Annotated in this window: 15 protein-coding genes; 9 read left to right on the top strand and 6 right to left on the bottom strand. The window is 43.6% G+C overall.

All coding sequences use genetic code 11. The annotated features are described in order from the left end of the window. Positions 1-178: 178 nt before the first annotated feature. Both FKN88_RS08805 and FKN88_RS08800 read left to right on the top strand, forming a co-directional pair. A complete protein-coding gene (locus FKN88_RS08805; protein ID WP_158137080.1) occupies positions 179-1840 on the top strand; it encodes a SulP family inorganic anion transporter in 1662 nt (553 codons plus the stop codon). Between the two features lie 381 nt (positions 1841-2221). Beyond that, positions 2222-3601: a YjiH family protein gene (locus FKN88_RS08800; RefSeq protein ID WP_158137081.1), complete on the top strand. Its 1380-nt coding sequence runs from the start codon at positions 2222-2224 to the stop codon at positions 3599-3601. Between the two features lie 120 nt (positions 3602-3721). On the opposite strand, the gene FKN88_RS08795 is transcribed toward FKN88_RS08800, so the two are convergent. After that, on the bottom strand, positions 3722-5062 hold the full coding sequence (locus tag FKN88_RS08795; protein WP_158145144.1) for a DEAD/DEAH box helicase: 1341 nt from the start codon (positions 5060-5062) through the stop codon (positions 3722-3724). Between the two features lie 577 nt (positions 5063-5639). Here FKN88_RS08795 and FKN88_RS08790 point away from each other — a divergent pair. Further along, positions 5640-5888 (top strand): Lpp/OprI family alanine-zipper lipoprotein, encoded by a 249-nt coding sequence (locus FKN88_RS08790; RefSeq protein WP_004396978.1) that lies wholly within the window; start codon positions 5640-5642, stop codon positions 5886-5888. Positions 5889-6014: 126 nt separating this feature from the next. Here the strand turns inward: FKN88_RS08790 and FKN88_RS08785 are convergent, their stop codons facing one another. After that, a complete protein-coding gene (locus FKN88_RS08785; RefSeq protein WP_158137083.1) occupies positions 6015-6920 on the bottom strand; it encodes a LysR family transcriptional regulator in 906 nt (301 codons plus the stop codon). Between the two features lie 217 nt (positions 6921-7137). Between FKN88_RS08785 and FKN88_RS08780 the strand changes: the two genes are divergently transcribed. Beyond that, positions 7138-7497, top strand: coding sequence for a DUF413 domain-containing protein (locus FKN88_RS08780; protein WP_154170916.1), 360 nt, complete (start codon positions 7138-7140; stop codon positions 7495-7497). A 304-nt stretch (positions 7498-7801) separates the two neighbouring features. Here the strand turns inward: FKN88_RS08780 and FKN88_RS08775 are convergent, their stop codons facing one another. Next, on the bottom strand, positions 7802-8053 hold the full coding sequence (locus tag FKN88_RS08775; RefSeq protein ID WP_004396975.1) for a DUF3081 domain-containing protein: 252 nt from the start codon (positions 8051-8053) through the stop codon (positions 7802-7804). A gap of 407 nt (positions 8054-8460) precedes the next feature. Here FKN88_RS08775 and nagB point away from each other — a divergent pair, with 407 nt between their 5' ends. After that, positions 8461-9261, top strand: coding sequence for a glucosamine-6-phosphate deaminase (gene nagB / locus FKN88_RS08770; protein WP_004396974.1), 801 nt, complete (start codon positions 8461-8463; stop codon positions 9259-9261). 38 nt (positions 9262-9299) lie between these two features. On the opposite strand, the gene FKN88_RS08765 is transcribed toward nagB, so the two are convergent. After that, positions 9300-11039, bottom strand: coding sequence for a SulP family inorganic anion transporter (locus FKN88_RS08765; protein WP_158137418.1), 1740 nt, complete (start codon positions 11037-11039; stop codon positions 9300-9302). Between the two features lie 297 nt (positions 11040-11336). On the opposite strand from FKN88_RS08765, the gene FKN88_RS08760 reads away from it, so the two are divergent. After that, the gene (locus FKN88_RS08760) at positions 11337-11987 is read left to right on the top strand and encodes an HAD family phosphatase (RefSeq protein WP_158137084.1); all 651 of its coding nucleotides are present in this window, start codon (positions 11337-11339) and stop codon (positions 11985-11987) included. A 74-nt stretch (positions 11988-12061) separates the two neighbouring features. Here the strand turns inward: FKN88_RS08760 and FKN88_RS08755 are convergent, their stop codons facing one another. Beyond that, positions 12062-14788, bottom strand: a complete 2727-nt coding sequence (locus FKN88_RS08755) for a cation-transporting P-type ATPase (RefSeq protein ID WP_306687414.1) — start codon at positions 14786-14788, stop codon at positions 12062-12064. Between the two features lie 359 nt (positions 14789-15147). Between FKN88_RS08755 and FKN88_RS08750 the strand changes: the two genes are divergently transcribed. After that, positions 15148-16683: an EAL domain-containing protein gene (locus FKN88_RS08750; protein WP_332396747.1), complete on the top strand. Its 1536-nt coding sequence runs from the start codon at positions 15148-15150 to the stop codon at positions 16681-16683. A gap of 288 nt (positions 16684-16971) precedes the next feature. Here FKN88_RS08750 and FKN88_RS08745 read toward each other — a convergent pair whose 3' ends face one another. Further along, positions 16972-17484, bottom strand: coding sequence for an outer membrane beta-barrel protein (locus tag FKN88_RS08745; RefSeq protein ID WP_072670998.1), 513 nt, complete (start codon positions 17482-17484; stop codon positions 16972-16974). 377 nt (positions 17485-17861) lie between these two features. Between FKN88_RS08745 and FKN88_RS08740 the strand changes: the two genes are divergently transcribed. Both FKN88_RS08740 and FKN88_RS08735 read left to right on the top strand, forming a co-directional pair. Continuing rightward, positions 17862-18233: a rhodanese-like domain-containing protein gene (locus tag FKN88_RS08740; RefSeq protein WP_154170914.1), complete on the top strand. Its 372-nt coding sequence runs from the start codon at positions 17862-17864 to the stop codon at positions 18231-18233. A 9-nt stretch (positions 18234-18242) separates the two neighbouring features. Further along, entirely contained in the window at positions 18243-19034 is a 792-nt protein-coding gene (locus FKN88_RS08735) for a response regulator transcription factor (protein ID WP_306687415.1), read from the top strand. Positions 19035-19099: the final 65 nt, after the last annotated feature.

Below are 19099 nucleotides of genomic sequence, written 5' to 3'. Positions count from 1 at the left end.
ATCAATTTTGAACAACTGAAGAGATTATAAGCGCGCTTGCATACATGCTCAACTACTATCCCCAAACAACGTGAACCATTCACACCGAGCCTACCCGTTTCAATCTTTACAGGAGGGTAAATGAGCGTAGAATCCTCCGCGTCCCTATTTCTCCCTTCTTTTTCTAAGGTGATGATCAATGTTTGCCATTTATGACTCTTATAAAGCTGGCTTATTCAAGCCCAACCAGTGGATAAAAAATATCAGTGCCGGTGTGATTGTTGGTGTGGTTGCCCTACCTTTAGCCATGGCATTCGCCATCGCCTCAGGGGTCAAACCTGAGCAGGGCATTTATACGGCAATCATTGCTGGGTTGATTGTCTCTTTGTTCGGTGGTTCGCGAGTACAAATCGCCGGTCCAACAGGCGCATTCATTGTTATTTTAGCCAGCATCGTCGCTCAATATGGCATTACTGGCCTACAAATCGCGACCATGATGGCTGGTGTGATATTACTCGTTCTTGGTCTTGCTAAACTGGGGAGTATTATTCGCTACATTCCTCATCCGGTCATTGTGGGCTTTACCAGTGGTATTGGGGTCATCATTTGGATTGGACAGTGGCAAGAGTTTTTTGGTTTACCGGCAATTACCGGAGAACATTTCCATCAAAAACTTATTGCGCTTTTTTATGCCTTGCCCAGCCTAGATGTAACGACCACCCTGCTCGCCCTATTTTCACTTGCGTTGGTTATTTGGGGACCAAAACTTCCGAAGTTAAGTAAGGTTCCTGGACCACTATTGGCTTTAGTCGTTGTCACTGTATTTCAATATACGATTGGTTTTGATGACGTGCGCACCATTGGTTCTGCTTTCGGTGGTATTCCGCAAGGCTTGCCGGAATTCTCAATGCCAAGCATTACGTTTAGTCAAATGCTATCACTGATTGGTCCTGCTTTTGCTATCGCTATGCTTGGCGCTATTGAGTCACTACTCTCTGCTGTCGTCGCCGATGGCATGACCGGCACCAAACATAACTCCAACCAAGAGTTAGTCGGCCAAGGCATGGCGAATATCATCGCCCCACTATTTGGGGGTATTGCAGCAACAGGCGCTATCGCTCGTACCGCCACCAATGTGCGTAATGGCGGCAATAGCCCGTTATCCGGAATCGTCCACGCTCTGACTCTTGTAGTGATTCTATTAGTCTTAGCGCCACTGGCCGTCAATATTCCCCTAGCAACGTTAAGTGCCATTTTATTTGTCGTGGCTTGGAATATGAGTGAAGCACCACATTTTATTAAATTAATAAAACGCGCTCCAAAGGCAGATGTGGTTATTTTGCTGATCACTTTTGTATTGACCGTATTCGCCGATTTAGTGGTCGCTGTCAATATTGGGGTCATCATCGCGACCTTACATTTTGTCAAACGCATGGCCTCCAGTGTCGAAATTAAAGCCAGTACAAGCCCAGATTTAACTCAAGAACTTGCAGAGCATGGATTGTCTCAATTACCACGTGATATTGCCGTGTATGCTCTAGAAGGGCCATTTTTCTTCGCTGCTGCAGAAAACTTCGAACATGTGATGAGTAATATCCAAGAAACACCACGTATTTTAATCATTCGTTTAAAATGGGTACCTTTTATGGATATCACTGCGTTGCAAACGCTAGAAGCGATGATCAAACGCTTCCAGAAAAAACAGGTCCAAGTGCTGATCTCAGGAGCGAACTCTCGCGTGACACTAAAATTGCATCGTTCAGGGATAACGGAATTAATTGGTGAGCAGAATCTTTATGCTACATTTTCAGACGCATTAAAAGATAGCTTAGCAAAACAGATTCAGCCTACGGTTAATTAAATCGCATCTCGAATTCTCTACTTTAAATTACGCCAACCATAACAGCCCTTATTTCTTGTTGTTTTTCAATACCATATGAAAAACGAACAACAATAAGGGCTTTCTTAACTCCCTTCCACTCCTACAAAACAGTGCTATAACTCACAAAAACAACACCGCCCACTTAAACAATAATTTAACCAATGCAACAATAACAAAACAATTCGCTGCTATCTGTTTTTTGATTAGCGCAAACGATTGAATAACTAACCCTATTTATTGAATAGTATTGCAAGCAGGGTTGAAAATAGTTATTCTGCGCATATTGATTAAATAGGGATGTTTAGTGAATTAATATGCCAAGGAATGGCTTTAATTAAACAGTTGTAAACAGGAAAAGTAATGCAAGATAACTCTCAAACTTTACCAGCGCAGGAGAAAACTCTCCCTGCTGCCAGTCTATGGATGTTCCTCATCCCATCATTAATTGGGGTGTTCCTGTTTATGGCACCCGTTTACTATAATGGTGGATTGACAATCCCTGTCGCCGTGTTAGCCAAATCGATACAAGCCCTGTTCGGTGATTACTTAGTCAGTATTATCACGGTCATTGTCGCTTTTATGTCCATCGCTTCAGTGGCAACTAAACTCTTTAAGCCTCGTGTGATTGTTAATTCCCCTTTCCTCAACAATTTATTCAATCCAAGCTGGGTATGGCTGACGGTTCGTGTTATTGGCGGTGCAGCCATCATCATGACCTTTTTTAAAGTCGGTCCAGAACTGATTTGGGAAGAGAACACGGGTGGATTAGTCTTAGAAGGTTTACTACCCACTTTATTCTCGGTGTTCATTTTTGCCGGTTTACTGCTTCCACTACTATTAAACTTTGGTTTATTGGAACTGATGGGAAGTTTACTCAGCCGTGTCATGCGCCCTTTGTTTAACCTACCTGGACGCAGTGCCATTGACTGTACCGCTTCTTGGCTTGGTGATGGCAGTGTCGGCATCTTGCTGACCAGCAAACAGTATGAAGATAAATTCTATACTCAACGTGAAGCCGCGGTCGTCGGAACCACTTTCTCTGCTGTCTCGATCACTTTTAGTTTAGTGGTACTCGCGCAAGTACAATTAGAACACCTCTTTTTGCCTTTCTACGGTGCGATTTGCTTGGCTGGTTTTGTTGCCGCGGTGATTATCCCTCGCCTGCCACCACTGAGTTTGAAGAAAGATGAGTTTATTGATGGGACTAAACCACATAAAGATGCCGATGCTATTCCAGAACAGCACAGTGCTTTCTCTTGGGGTATGTCACTCGCATTAGAGAAAGCCGCGCAAGTGAAATCCGTAAAATCGGTGTTTGGCGAAGGCATCCGTAATGCGGTTGATATGGTATTTGGCGTCTTACCGGTCGTGATGGGTTTAGGTACGATAGCTTTGATCATCGCTGAATATACTTCTGTCTTTGCGATTCTTGGCCAACCTTTCGTTCCTTATCTAGAGTTTTTAGGGGTACCAGAAGCCGTACAAGCCTCACAAACGATTGTGGTTGGTTTTGCAGATATGTTTATCCCTGCAATTTTGGCAGCGTCAATCGATAACGAAATGACTCGTTTTGTCATCGCAGCAATGTCAGTCACTCAGCTTATTTATATGTCTGAAGTCGGTGCATTATTACTCGGTAGCCGAATTCCGGTTAATATCCTTGAGTTATTTGTGATCTTTATTCTCCGGACTCTTATCACACTACCGGTTATTGTCGGCGTTGCTCACTTAATTTTCTAAGCTAGCACAGTCATTTTAGATAACAAAAAGCGCCATTTCATGATGGCGCTTTTTATTTTATCCCCTTCCAATTTAACTTATTGCTTACTGGCTAATGCAACTGAAGGAAGATGAATAGCATTACTCGTCATCAGGCTTAGGCGCTGTTTTCTTTTTCGGGATAAATACTGAATCACCCACCGCCACATTCTGATAAAAACTTTTATCACGTTTCACTGGTTTTTGGGGCAGCTTTTTAACCTGTTTTTTCACTTTACCTGTTGAAACCGTTGCTTTATTCAGAGGCTGACGAGGACGTAAGCCTGTAAACTTACCTTGCAGACCTTCTAACACTTCAAATTGAATATCTTGCTGTAAAAAGGCTTCCACTCTTTTAAAGCTGTCCCAATCTTTAGGACCAACCAAAGAAATGGCATCACCTTGATTACCGGCACGCCCCGTACGACCCACGCGGTGCACATACTCTTCCGTATGTTTCGGCATATCAAAGTTAATCACATGCGTGACGTTGGCAATATCCAATCCTCGAGAAGCAATATCGGTGGTAACTAAGATCTTAAATACCGCACGTTCAAATTGACTCATAATCGTATTACGTTGAGTCTGAGTGAGGCTACCACTGAGGGCAACAACTTTTAAATTTTGCTCATTTAGCTTATTAGTTAAACGTTCCGTATCTGCGCGAGTCGCTGTGAAAATGATCACTTGTCGATACTCAGCATCGTTTAAGATGCGATCCAGTAATGCTTCTTTATGATCCAGATGGTCACACAAATAGAAACGCTGGCGAATGTCTTTATGCTGTTCATTGCCTAAACCAATCGCAATCCGTTTAGGCTCTTTCAACATCTCATGCGCAATGGTGTTCATTTCTGCGTGATCCAACGTGGCAGAAAACATCAATGTTTGTCGGCGACGATGTTTAGCAGCATTGTGGATATGCCGTAACTGTGGTGCAAAACCGAGATCCAACATCCGATCCGCTTCATCAAGAATCAGCGTATCTAACCCTTGTAAGAAAAGAGAGCGATGTTCAAGGTGATCCGCTAAACGTCCCGGCGTAGCAACAATAAACTTAGGACCTCGACGCAAGGCATTCACTTGATCATTGAAGTTTTCCCCTCCGGTGATCAAGGTTGCCGTGTAGCTTAATCCCGCTAATGCCGAACGCAATTCACTGTAGACTTGTTTTGCTAACTCACGAGTAGGGACCAAGATAACACCACGAGGGTCACGTGCAGATAACGCTTTGGTTTTTAGCGCTTTATGCAGCATTGGAAGCAAGAAGGCTAACGTTTTCCCCGAACCCGTTTTGGACGAAGCCAATAAATCTTTACCTGCCATCGCAACAGGAATAGCTTGTCGCTGGATATCGGTCGCTTGCTTAAAGTCATAATGTGCTAATGTTTTTAATAAGCGATTGTCTAGGCCTAATTCTTTAAACTGCAAAGGATTCTCCAATAAAAATAACGCCGCCTGAAAAGTAGGCAGTCAACAAAATATCAAACGTAGTATACCAAATCACTTGCAACGACAGTTAACGAAATGACGCTTCCTTCAATCCGCCTACATATAGGCTCTGTGATAAAGTGAATGCGGCTTCCAACCTCTGATTATAGCGTCAAGTAACGACTGGGTATCAAGTGACATAATAACTTGAATGTGACCGCTATAGATAGCAATCCCATAAAATATTCTCTGTTTTAAACAATACCAAAGTCATAAAACATTGAGGCAAAGCCCAAACAATTGATTAAGGTATAAAATTTTGGGTTATTTTGACTTTTAATCTATAGTCGTGAGTGAAAATAGTGTCTACACTTTAACTCGCTACTATATGGTATACACCTAGGCGGTTGGTCAATGCCTCTCCGGAGCACATGAAGTGGCAGGTCGATGGCAAGATAAGTAAACCCCATTAGCATGGGCCAGCTTGTGGAGCCAACACCACGCTAACCTCAAGTAGCAACGGATCGCCAGGGTCAAGTGAACAATAATGTATAGGGCGTATTTGATAAATATCAACAAGGAGTTCAATATGAACAAAATGTTACTTGCCGCTGCAGCGTCTTCTGTACTTCTCCTAGCCGGTTGTGCATCAGGTCCTGACGAAGCAACCACGACTAAGCTAGATCAGTTAAACAACCAAGTCAGTCAACTCAATAGTCAAATTGCAGCACTGAAAAGTGAAAATGCCTCGCTAACTGATGCAGCCCTCGCTGCACAAGAAGAAGCAGCACGCGCGAACGAGCGCATCGATAATATTGCTCAGTCTTACACCAAGTAAGTTGTTCGATTCAGTAAAAAGGGTAAGTAAAACTTACCCTTTTTACTTTTCCTCATCTCAACCATCACCATCACACTCGACTCTCAATGTCGTTCAGTAACCCTCAAGAATTTTCAATCGTCGCCTCTAATCAACGTCCGTTTTTGTCGCGTTCAATTCAGCCGCTTTTTGCAAACTGTACGCCGTCAACGGATCGATGTTTTGCACTAATTTTTCAACCTGTACAATGGCGTCGATGGATGAACTATTTTTTCGATAGCTCAGGTAAATTGGCCAATACCAATCGGCAACGGCAGCCACTCGATACAGTTGTCCCGATTGGATGAAGGGAGCAACCACCGATGCGGGTAAATAAGCACTCCCTCCTTTCTCTAAAATAAAATCTAAAGCAATACGCGCCGTCGAAGTCCGTAAGAATGGCGCAGGTGCTCGAGGATGCCTATCGGCATGCTCGGAAGCAAAACGCATTCCCCAGTCAACATAAACATAACGATTCTCAAAAACGCTATCAGCAGTATCTGGTCGAGTTGAAACAAGCACTAACACCAAGTCGGCGACTTTCTTGCATTGCAGCTCATCGGCTTTAATTTGATCAAAGGCAAACGCCATATCCAGCGTGCGTTCAAGTAACTGACGGTTCAGTTGCTCTCTCCCCATCACCTCAGCTTTAAAGCCATAACCACTGAACGCATCAGTCACCGCGCTTAGACAGTTTTGCAAGTACGCATCCCATATGTTGGGTGTTCCGCCTAACGTGAGCTGTAGCGCCTTACCGCTCTCTAAAGAGAGCTCAAGCTTAGCTTGCTGTAACGTTGCGACCATGACCTCTGCATAACCGACCAAACGTTCACCAGCTGACGTCAATTTAATGTTGTTTCGATCGCGGCTAAACAGCTGCGCGTCAAAATAATTTTCTAACTGTTTGATTCGAGCGCTAACGGCAGCTTGAGTCAAATAAAGATTTTCCGCTGCCCGTCCAAAATGACGAACTTTAGCCAGTTCAAGAAAAGTACGAAAGACTTTTACGTCCATTATTGAATCCTCTGCTATGACTGGTGAAGATTAACAAGGAACGACAATTATGACGATAAAAAATTTTTGTTTTTCTTTTCCAGAGTTTGCGCCTAACTTTCGCCGTAATCCACAGCTAAGTAGTGGTGTACCTAAATGGCCTCAGAGATACGCCGTATCACTGGAACATTGAGCCAAAAATACCTTTAAGTACTCCGCGTATTCACACGAGGTTGATATGTCTGAAACAGTCTTTCGTCACGGTAAAAAACGTTTTTACGATACCAAAAAATTTCCCCGCGGTTTTGCCAAGTCTGGTGATTTCACTTTAGGTGAAGAAGAACTGCTGATCCTTTACGGAGATACTATGCTTGGCCTTGAATCCGGTGAGCTAAGCCCAGAAAACGCTGAAGAACAGCATTTTGTTGAAGTGCTAGCTAACCCAGAACTGGCGAGCAGTAAGATCGAGCGAGTTTGGATGAAGTATGTGCGTCTATCACGCGGTCGTAAACGCTTCCATACCCTAAATGGACGCAACAAACCCGATGCGTCCGATGATTATACTGATGATGAACCAAGCTTGGTTGAAGAAGATTAATCATTACGGGGCATAGTAGACCGCTCATCAAATTAACCCCGTAGTGGGCGTTAAGTCACAGCTCGGCGGTCAATGCCTTGCACTTGATGGCTCAAACGCTACATTAGTGATTGGTTTTTTAACCGAATGAATCTTTCTCCCAAAGCCCCTAGTCTATTTTGGTTCGGGGCTTTGTTTTTTCTATCAATAACAGCCAGTAAGGGATCAATACTCTACCTCACCCAGATTCTATCCACATTATCGCATCATATACCCAGACTACTTGGAGTTGCAGGTAAGCGGCAAGTGGCTTGAGAAAACAGACCTATTTAGCCAATAGCGCAATTTTTTTCAGAAAACTGTCGCGTAAATGCTCTTGGTCGTAATCCAAATGATACGTATTATGGAAACCCACTTTGAGTTCAACACCATTGCCTCGCAGATACACAGTGTATCCATCGTAATCAGAAAAGGCCTCTATGCCTTCATAAATTTTACCAAACTCTGTCGGTGTCCCGTGTTCCATTACTTTTTCGTAAGCGTGCAGTATTTTGCTTGATTCAAGTTCATTTTTCATTGCAGTAGCTCCCTTGAGTGCTCTCCTATTTAGTATGGATAGTGAGATGATTTCTCGCCACTCATTCGCTCTAAATATCAACATTACCATTTCGGCTAGAACGATAGATAAAGTGACAAGACTTAATTCACTCCGTGAATTTTTTCTTTTTATCATTCAATAAAATCAACCCAGACGCTTCATGTTAGTCGATGACAAAGGCATTCATTGGCTGATAAAAAGCAATCCATCTCCCTAAAACAAAAAAGTTTGACCCAAAGCATAGCCGTTACCAACAACTTATTTTATAATGAAAATTAATGTAATTAGCACCGTATCCATAGCACTGAAAGAAATGGGTGGGCCAGACCTCATACCATAACAACTTTAAGTCGCCAGGGATCAATAAATATAATTAGGGGTAACTGATGAGATTAATTCCATTACAACAAGCGGCACAGGTAGGTAAGTGGGCTGCGGCACATATTGCAAAACGTATCAATGCTTTCAAACCGACGGCCGACCGCCCTTTTGTACTTGGGCTGCCAACCGGAGGCACGCCGCTAGCCACTTACAAAGCACTGATTGCGTTGTATCAAGCTGGCGAGGTCAGCTTTAAACATGTCGTGACGTTTAATATGGACGAGTACATTGGTATTGCTGAAGATCACCCAGAGTCCTACCACTCTTTTATGTACAATAATTTCTTCAACCATATCGATATTCAGCCACAAAATATTAATTTGTTAGACGGCAATACTGACGACCATGAGCTGGAATGCAAACGCTACGAAGATAAAATTAAATCTTACGGTAAAATTAATCTGTTTATGGGTGGCGTGGGTAATGACGGACATATTGCTTTTAACGAACCTGCGTCATCACTCTCTTCACGTACTCGCATAAAAACCCTAACTGAAGATACTCGCATTGCTAACTCTCGCTTCTTTGACGGCGATATTTCACAAGTACCAAAATACGCTTTAACCATTGGCGTGGGGACATTATTAGATGCTGAAGAAGTGATGATCCTTGTTACTGGACACAATAAAGCACTCGCCTTACAAGCCGCGGTTGAGGGTTGTGTGAATCATATGTGGACCGTATCAGCGCTACAATTGCACCCTAAAGCGGTGATTGTCTGTGATGCTCCCGCGACTCAAGAGCTTAAGGTCAAAACGGTCAAATACTTTACTGAGCTAGAAGCTGAAAATATTAAAGGCTTCTAAGCAAAAATTTAGGCCCGCATAATCGCGGGCCTAATTATTTAAGCGACCTCAGGAATAGGCTTAGGTGGATCGTCTGGATTAGGTTCTTTCTGTACGGTTGGAATTTGACCTTCTTCAACGGCATGTTGATAACAACCCGTCAATTTAATCGCCAAATACATATCCGCACGCAACACCAGCCCACCGTCTCCAACAGGGACTCCCGCAGCTTCACACCATTGGCGTAAACTGCGCTTGCGTCCGGCAAGAATTAAACGAATACCACGTTTCTTGAGTAAAGTCTGCGTTTCAGCCAGTACCGCCATCACACTTAAATCCAAATGAGTAAAACTCGCTACGGCATCAATCACCACACAGCTCAACTCATCTGGATTTTGATCAATCTTTTCTAATAAACGTGCTTTAAAATACGGCGCATTAAAATAGGTTAATGGTGAATTAAAACGATACAACAAAAGACCAGGAATGGCAGACGCTTTACTGGATTCATCCATGGTACGAATTGTACCGTCTTCATCCAAACCTAAGCACTGATCGCTCGGGCGCATCACCACACGTAAAAATTGGAATAATCCTAATAAGACGGCAAGCGTAATACCAGGAATTACCCCTACGACCAGCACCGCGATCAACGTAATCGACGAGAGATAGAAGGCATCACGATTGCGTTTTCTTAATCCCCAAACCCCTTTGAGATCCAGTAATGACATTGAAGCAATGATCAAGACGACTCCTAATGCCGCACTCGGAATATATTGCAGTGGTTGGTAAAGAAAAATCGCCACAAAACCAATCACTACAGCAGCAATGATTGAGACTAATTGCGATTTTCCGCCATTAGCATCGTTCACGGCCGTACGCGAGTCCGCCCCACTAATCGCAAAACCTTGTGAAAAAGCCGACGCTAAATTTGCTAAACCAAGCGCTCGAAACTCTTTATCCGGATTAATATCATAACCATTTTTCGCCGCAAAACTGCGTGCGGTCAGCATCATGCTCACAAAACTCACTACAGCTAAGTTAAGTGCAGGCACAACCAGTTCTCGAGTAATACCAATATTAAATGCTGGCGCTTGAAAAATCGGTAGGCCACCTTCGATAACCCCAACAACACTTACCCCATAACGATCAAGTTTAGTGAACCATACCAAAATAGCCGCAACCACGATGGCTAACATTGCCGCAGGCCACGCAGGTCGAAAGCGTTTCGATAACCAATAAACGAGTAACGTTATTCCGCTGATCAACACCGTTTGCCAGTGTAAATCCAATAAACGGTGGGGAGCTTCAATGATTCTTTCTAATAGATAACGCTGCTCATATTTAATGCCGAAGACTTTACCTAGCTGCCCAACAATAATGGTTAATGCTACGCCATTGAGTAGCCCAAGTAAGATAGGGCGAGATAAGAAATCAGCAAAAAGACCTAAACGAAAGCGACTCGCAATTAAGCACCAAAAACCGGTCATCGCCGTCATGGTAATGACCAACTGCCAGTGTTTAGTCGGATCGCCAGCGGCTAGAGGTGTAACTACAGCGGCCACTACCGCGCACGTCGCCGCATCAGGCCCCACAATTAGTTGTCGAGAAGTACCAAACAACGCATACACCATCATCGGTAGTACGCAGGAATAAAGGCCAACAATCGCCGATACCCCTGTCAATTGAGCGTAAGCAATCGCGACAGGTAGTGCGACTGCCACCACTGAAAAGGCGGCACGAACATCATCCAACAACCACACTTTTTCATACTGCTTAAGCTGATATAACCCAGGCATCCACTGCTTGATTGATATTGACTTCAATGTTGTTTACCCTACCAAAGATTGCCAAATAATAACTCAGAGCTGTTGTTCAGCTTAGAGCGACTGACGATGATACTGAAAAATGGATCGTTATCTATCATAACTCAAGTGTTATAAACTATCTCGGCTAATTAGATGATTTATATAACCAAAAATCACAGAGATAGACTTGGATTTGTTCATAGCGTCACTTCAATTAGTAAGGCGATATCAACGTTTACTATCACATAAAGATAATGATCATTCTTTCACTCTGCCCAAAGGTTTTTTATGAATTATAATGCTGCTATTTTTGATATGGATGGCCTACTGCTTGATACCGAACGCGTGTGTTTAAGAGTATTTGAACAAGCATGCCAGACGGTAGGTGTTCCTTTTCTGCGCGAAGTCTACCTCTCTGTGATTGGCTGCAACGCCGCTGGAATTGAGCAAGGTTTAAAAGCAGGCTATGGTCCCGATCTTGATTATCCACGGTTGCACAAAGAATGGCGCAAAGGCTACGACGCGGTCGTTAAACATCACCCAATTCCCGTCAAAGAAGGGGTCATTGAGTTACTGGAATGGCTGAAGCAACACAATATTCCTACTGCTGTCGCCACGTCAACGCAAAAAGAAGTCGCTACCATTAAATTACGCTTAGCCAAACTTGATCACTATTTTGATTCCCTCACTACGGGTTGTGAAGTTGTCAATGGTAAACCTGATCCTGAAATCTACCTTTTGGCAGCCCAACGACTGTCGGTAGATCCTCAACAATGCTTAGCCTTTGAAGATTCCAATAATGGCGTACGCTCGGCCATCGCTGCTAAGATGCATACGTTTCAAATCCCAGATCTCGTCGAACCTAACGATAGCATCCGTGCACTTGGCCATCATATTCGACCATCATTACAACACGTTTTAACCGAGTTACAAGCATAAAGCCAGCAGACTCCCGGATGTTAGACCAACCACCAGAGCAGTATCGATACTCTGGTGGTTGGGTAGCGTAACATTTAGCGTTTCATACGTCGCCAAAGCATTTTTTCAAGTTCAATTAAGATCATCACTGCCATTCCGTAGGCGACCATCACTGCCCAATAGCTAGCCGAAATCGGCGCACTTTGAAATAGCAAGTTCATGAAAGGCAAATATAAAAATGCCAATTGTGCGCAAATCATCGACACAATCCCAACGACAATCCACGGGTTGGTCTGCCATGACATAGTAAAAATCGAACCATTCAAACGACGGCAGTTTAATAAAAAGAAGCTTTGCACCACCACAAATAGCGTAACAGCAATACTACGTGATTCTTCTAAGCTTGCTCCTTGCGTAACTGACCATTGGAACAATCCAAATGCCCCCAAGAGTAATAAGCTACTGACCGAGATAATCCGCCCAACAATTTCTCGGTTTAATATTGGCTCTTTTAACTCACGAGGCTGCCGTTGCATAATTCCCTCTTCTTTAGGTTCAAAGGCCAGCATCAAGCCAAGAAAAACGGCAGTAGTCATATTCAGCCACAGTGCTTGGACGGGCAAAATCGGCAACGTTAATCCAAAGACAATCGCCACCATGATGACTAATCCTTGGCCTAGGTTGGTCGGTAAAATCCACGTGATGAACTTAGTCAGGTTATCAAAGACATTACGCCCCTCTTCTACCGCCGCTTCAATCGATGAAAAATTATCATCGGTCAGCACCATATCCGAGGCTTCTTTAGCCACTTCTGTCCCGCTGATCCCCATGGCTATACCAATATCCGCTTGCTTTAAAGCAGGCGCATCATTAACACCATCTCCGGTCATCGCGACAACCAATTGGTGAGATTGTAAGGCATTAACCAATTGTAGCTTTTGCTCCGGGGCAACCCGAGCAAAGACTGACACTTCACGACAAGCTCGCTGCAACTGCTCTTCGTCCAATTCACTCAACTGCTGCCCTGTTAATACGGCCCCAAAATCAGAGTGCGTAGCACTAGCAATCCCGATTTGAGAGGCGATCGCTTTTGCCGTTAGCGCATGATCGCCCGTAATCATCTTGACTTGAATACCCGCTTTTTGACAGATGTTAACGGCTTGAATCGCTTCGGCACGAGGAGGATCAATCATCGCTTGCAAACCTAAAAAGATAAGATTCGCTTCGCCTTCATGTTGGTTAAAACGCTGCAGCGTTTGTTCATGATGATCAACCCACTGCAACGCAAACGCTAATACCCTCAACCCTTGACTCGCCCATTGAGTAACTTGCTCATCGAGCTTATCGTGATCGAGTGTGACTAAACTGCCATCAGCCATTAATTGCTGACCACAACGACGACTGATTTGCTCTACCGACCCTTTAAGGTAAATCAAATTATGTTGCTCATCAAAACGGTGCAAGGTCGCCATATATTGACGGTCAGACTCAAAAGGAATGGTATCGAGACGACGGTAAGTTTGCTGACAAGAGGAATTATCTAATCCTGCTTTTAATCCGCAGGCAATGAGCGCGCCCTCGGTTGGATCGCCTTCCACCAACCAACGATTTTCTTTTTCCAACAACCGTGAATCATTATTCAATAATCCCGCACGTAATAAATGTTGAAAAGCATTATTCTCTTTCCAAATATCAGGAACTTCACCCTGCGGAGCATAACCACTGCCTGTCACTTCAAGAGCAGAGCCTCCCGCATAAAGCTTTTGTACCGTCATTTGGTTTTCGGTCAACGTCCCCGTCTTATCTGAGCAAATAACATTGGTCGAACCGAGTGTTTCTACCGCTGATAGCTTACGAATAATCGCATGACGCTTTGCCATGCGACGTACACCTATCGCTAGCGTAATGGTAACTACGGCAGGAAGACCTTCAGGAATCGCTGCCACCGCCAAAGCAACGGCTGCCATAAAGGTATCTGCAGCAGGCAAACCGTAACCCAAGCCGATAAAAAAAGTCACTCCGGCTAATACTAAAATTACCCATAACAGCAATTGGCTAAAGGCATGAATTTTCCGAGTTAATGGCGTTTCTAACTGAGTCGCCCCGGCAATCATACTCGCGATTTGGCCCGTTTGTGTGTCATCGCCAGTGGCGACAATGATACCTTGAGCGGTGCCATAAGTGACTAACGTGCCCGCAAAAGCCATATTTTGCCTATCACCTAATACGGTATCTGGTTCAAGCTCGCCCAGCCGCTTTTCAACGGCCACCGATTCTCCCGTTAAGGTTGATTCATCAATTTGTAAATCTCGGCACTGATAAAGGCGAATATCCGCAGGCACTTTATCACCGGAGGCTAAAACGACAATATCGCCACATACAAGATCCGTGGTAGCCACCGACTGTTTTTTACCATCACGGATCACTGTTGTATTGGAAGACAGCATCTTCTTGAGTGAGTTAATCGCTTGCTCGGCTTTGCTTTCTTGCATAAAACCTATCAACGCATTGATTAAAACCACCAATAAGATGACCCCAGCATCAACGTATTCGCCCAAAATCGTCGTCACGAGTGTTGCGACTAATAATATGTAGATCAAAGGGTTATGAAATTGTAATAATAAACGTTTCCATGCTGGCATCATCGCCTGACCAGTAATGACATTTCGTCCATCACGCTCTAGTCTGATTTGAATTTCTTGGGATGATAAGCCATTGTCTGTATCGGTATTGAGCTGTTGGACTATATCTTGCTCGGATTGGCTATGCCAGGCTCGGCGGCGGACTTTCGTTGTCGCGGTGTTCGGTGAGTGTTTTTCCATAATCACCTCCTTTAATGATGACCCTAAATAAAGACAAACGGCTTGTTATTTTTAACCTGTAGTACATGACGAAACGGCATCAAACTCTGCCAAAGCAGTCTCCTATAAATATAGCGTCTATGGAGCAAGTGATGAGAATAGCAACAAAAAATTGTCTTAGTGTTCAAAATTTTTCCGTGAATCAACATCAATAAGAACCTGATGCCGATTTGACCATAATAAGAACCAGCTCTCATTAAATAGACAACATTCTCATTAGTGAGACAGCATTTTTGTAATATCTGTTCAGATAACACCTGAGGGTAACACAAAGGGTGCTAAAGTAGTGTAAACACACGACCGTTTTAGGGATGAAGATCTTGCCAGTCAATCGCACAAGACAACGCGCCTTCTCTTTGTTGCTTCTGCCACTTTTGATTTATTTTGCCACTTTCCCACTGATTAGCGCTTACGCTACCAACTTATTATTGACGCAAAAAAAATCTCAAATAGAACGTTATTTGACCCTACGTAGTAACGAGTTACAAACCATGATCCAACAGCAGATCAAACAACTGCAATTTGACTGTAGCGCTCATGACTGGCAAGTGATTCGCGATCCTCACTATTACAGTCGTTATATTCGTTTTATGGGTATAGCAACCAATGAGGGGACACAATGCTCAACCCTTGGGTATCCATTAGAACTGAATGCACTCAATGACCTAGGTAATAGTAATAAAGAAACCGCGGTATTTTCTCTCGCGGCAACACCAGACATTGCCGGTACAGAAAGTGAACTAATGATCCAGTTTTCTCAAAAAGGTAACACCGCGATTTGGGTTTTGGATAGTAGTTGGACACAGAGTAAACTTAATCAACCTTGTTCCGGCTGCTTTTATTATGAAGCGCGATTTGTCAATCAAGATCATCCTGTATTATTAGTTCAAAGAGGCGATGAAGCTATTCTCAACGAAGCTAACGCTCATTCATTGAACGTATCAGTACAAGGCATTGCAGCCGCTAATACACAAGCTCTATGGGCAGGTCGAGCCTTACAACAGTATGTACAACATAACCTATTGATCTGGGGTACGCCATTGAGCCTTTTATTTGGTGGTTTACTGATGGGCGGCTATTGGATTATGCGAAACTACCGGAATTCAATTGAGGGTTTAATTGAAAAAGGAATTCGAGATAACGAGTTTCTTCCCTATTATCAACCCATCATCGATAGCCGAACTAAGAAAATTGTCGGTTACGAAGTACTTCTGCGTTGGCAAAAAGGGCAAGAATTGATCGCCCCAGATTTATTTATTCATGCCGCTGAAAGTACAGGATTAATCATTAAAATCACCAATCAAATCATTAAGATCGTCTTACGTGATTTAGAGCAGTTACCAGTGTCACATTGGGTTAGCATTAATTTGGTCGCTGAGCATATTGAAAAGCGTCATCTTTCTACTCTGCTACGTTCTCTGAATTGGCCTCAATCTGAACGCATGAAGTTTGAACTAACAGAACGTATTCCGATCAACGATTTAGCCGTCGCGAGTCAGGAAATTGCCCTACTGATGAACAAAGGTTACCAGTTTAAAATCGATGATTTCGGTACAGGTTATGGGGGGTTTTCTTATCTACAACATTTGCATATTCGTAGCATAAAAATAGACAAAATGTTTGTTGATACGATAGAAACCGATGATGTGAAAAAGAGCGTGCTAGACTCGATTATTGCTTCAGCAAAAGCGGTCAATATTGAGTTAATCGCAGAAGGCGCAGAGACCATCAACCAAGTCGATTACCTTGCTCAACAAGGTGTGTTTTTAATTCAAGGGTATGTCTACGCAAGAGCGATGCCGATTGATGCGATAATCAAAAAACTTCATGCTGAAGAATCGATCACGGTGAACTGACAATATCTCGTCGTGATAACTTATCATCACCAAATTGGCTTATTTGTAAAAAATAAACTCGACACTCCTCGCTGTTGATACCCTTCCTACTTGAAGCAGCAGCGGTGTTGGCGACGTTCGTTCACCCCAATCACATCGTTTGCCTATGCTCATGGGGATTGACTCACTGGCCGCCTACCTACAACGCCAAGTCGTTTGGGTATAGCGACTATGACGTCGAGGTTAGTGACTCGGTCGGTATGATGCTATGGGAAGTCACTATCTGAATAACAAGCTCAACCAATAAGCTTAGAATCCAATCCCAGCACCGATGGTAATTGAGGTTGAATCCGCGCTACCTTGAGTACTGTAACCGATTTCTAGAGAAAAATTCGAACCGTCCATATTATTCAGATTGACCCCTACGGCTCCGGTCAAACCAAATCCATCACTTTCAATGTCTTTGTAGGTTCGATTATAGTATTGGCCACCCGCTCGCAAATACACATCACCAATCTGCATTCGATGGCGCAGCGTCATCGTTAGAGGCACTGTATAGGCTTTATAGGCGTGTTTTTCACCCTCTTTGTCTTTTAAATCAGCGTGCGTTTCACCGTAGCCTAAGTTAACTGAACTTAGTGGGGTTAAGCGGTAGGAGCCTCGCACTTGCCATTGATAACCCGTGGCACTTTGTCCGCCGTAAGACACTTGTGTAGGACCAGCGCTAGCCGTCATATTAAAAGGGGTAGATTGAGCATAAACGGGGGCAGCAGCAGCCAACAATAAAGCCGCTAAGCTTAAGGTTGGAAAGTACTTTTTCATGAGTATGTCCTTATCTGTCTCTAAAGCGAAAAGTGTTTCTAGTTTAACGGCTAATCGACAAAAAAACTTAGCCCTTTTTATCACGGGGGAGAGCTAAGCCACAAAATCACTATGTACATAGCAAAATCCAGCCACATCATACGACTGAATCGTCATCACCAAACCACTTGGCGCAACGGGTAATCACACCCTATGGAATAAAAATAGCAAAATAGGCATACTGTTGCGAAATGATTGAAATAACGAACCCATCTATCGTATATAAGTATACCCAAACGACTTGACGTTGCAGGTAGGCGGCAAGTGAGTCAATCCCCATGAGCATAGGCAAACAGAGCGGTTGAACACTTAATTTATCATTTTGATTGGAGAGCACAATGCGACGTTACGTTTTACGCTTGACTAGAATAGCGCTATTGATTGGCGTTCTCTTATCTGGAACCGCTGGCGCTTCACCACGCGCTGAAATGGTTTGGTCCATGATCGCTGAAGGCGCAGTGTTGATTGATGTTCGAACTGAACAAGAATTTATGCAAGGGCATCTTGACTCCGCTCAGCACATTCCACTAAGTGAAATTATGAACTCTGGCTTAACCCAATTTGCCAAAGACCAACCTATCGTGCTTTATTGTCGCACCGGTAACCGCTCTAATATCGCCAAACAACGCTTAATTAGACAAGGTTTTACTCGTATCTATGATGCTGGTGGACTGGATGAGATGCGCCAATCCCTGCCAAATAGAGATTGATTCTATAGTATGAAGACTCAAGAATATCAAACGCTTGGCGAGGTCATCGCGGCATTAAAAACCCCCCAGTTTACCGCTCAGTTTATCCAACTGCTTAAGCGCTTTGTCACTTTTGACTGCGCTGTGATCCTAGGCTATCGCCAAGATAAGCATCCGATTTATCTCTATGATTCACTGCCCTCGCAACGTCAATTGCTATTTCAGCACTATTTAACCCATTCGTATCGATATGATCCCTTTTACGTCGCGATCGTTGAGCAACAACAAACTGGTGTTTTACAACGTAGTGGGTTTAAGCCCGTCAATCCATTGCAGGAAAATTATCATACCGATTTTTATCAAAAAACCGGTTGGCAAGATGAAGTTTGTATTGCCGTCGATCTGGAGGATAATCGCTGGATTGTTATCTACTTAGGCATGCTACAAACCGATCAACCTATTTCACAGCAACAAATTAATGGCTTAAAGCAGAGTTTTACGGTTTTGCAGGCGTTATGCCGCCAACATTGGGGGACACAAGCATTATTTCTGGCAGAAAACAGTCAATCAGAGCATGATTTACGCCACTGGGTAGCAGCAGCGATCGCTGATTTTGCCACCGATTGCCTGACTCCTCGTGAGCAGCAAATCACCACGTTATTGGTTCAAGGACTCGATTCACAAGAAATCGCCGCACAGCTTAGCATTAGTCACGGGACGGTAAAAAATCACCGCAAACGTATTTACCAGCAATTGCAAATCTCATCATTAAGTGAATTATTCCAATTATTTTTAAACCATTTGATCACCAAAGGCTATTGAGAGCAGAGTTAACGCGCCCTATCTGCTTTACGTCAGCGATTATTTCCTCTCATCGATAAAATTGC

It is taken from the genome of Vibrio sp. 2017_1457_13, assembly GCF_030851525.1.
In the GTDB taxonomy this organism is placed as follows: domain Bacteria; phylum Pseudomonadota; class Gammaproteobacteria; order Enterobacterales; family Vibrionaceae; genus Vibrio; species Vibrio metschnikovii.
The sequence above is the reverse complement of the archived record's forward strand: the minus strand, read 5'-3'. Positions and strand labels throughout refer to the sequence as shown.